Source organism: Vibrio sp. 1401 (assembly GCF_033340295.1).
On the sequence record NZ_JAWOWF010000185.1, the window covers coordinates 1 to 929 of the forward strand.

Annotated in this window: 1 pseudogene; it reads right to left on the minus strand. The window is 44.1% G+C overall.

Annotation, left to right across the window (positions count from 1 at the left end):
- Nucleotides 1-640 (minus strand): annotated as a pseudogene (locus R7Z77_RS24435) (peptidase M6); the annotation flags it as partial.
- Between the last annotated feature and the right edge of the window lie 289 nt (nt 641-929).

Here is a 929-nt window from a genome sequence, read left to right on the forward strand (position 1 = left end):
GACAATTTGGGTGGCTTTGTGCCACGGACACATTGATCACACCATCATTCGCGGTGCCGTAACTCTCGATAGCTGGGACGACTTTAAATTTACCTTGAGAGTTTTTATCAAAGTAATCCACAACGCTTTGGCCATTCGTGTCGAAAACACGTTGCTCGAAATTGTGCACCATCGCTTGATCGTTAAAAGAAACCTGCACAACCAACAAAGGCTGCTGTTTCACGCTCGAGCTGCTCATCGCCTGATAACCTTGTGCCGTGCGCAATAAGTTTTGGCGAGCCATAGGTTCAATCGCTTTTAACGAAGACAGCTCCGGCTTAACTTGCACGTCAGGACGAAACTTCGCTGAATCAGGCGCATCACTGGATTGGGGTTTCTCAATACCAGTCGAGAGCAACTCAGGGATGTCTGAATTACGCTGGATCTGAGCAAAAAACCAAACGCCATCTTCCTGAATCAAGGCATTGCCTTGTTTGTCTTCAAACCAATGGAAATCAGCAGTTCCGCGTAAAATCGCCTCGCTATTGCTTCCGTCACTCAGCGTGATCGGATGCCAAATTGGCGATGGTGGGGTCGTTGCCATACTGTTTACGGCAACAAGTGCAGTCAGCATGGTCAAGGCAAAGGTGTGGAATTTCAAAGTACGGCTCCATCTTTTCAATTCACCATGCGTAAAACGAACTCAGATACCCATCAATTTAATGAGCGGTTACCTGATGGTTATTTACGCATTAGATATAAATTAAGTGAATGAATGGTACAGAAATGAAAGGATAAGGGAATGCTGACAAGTGGATCAAAAAGAAAATTTGAGCAGAAGGCCACGTTATTTATAAATGTTTGAGCGCCGATGACCAATCGACGCTCAAAAAAGTCAAAATATCACTTTAAATTCAAAGCGTTAATTTGCATTCATCTTGCTTGTTACT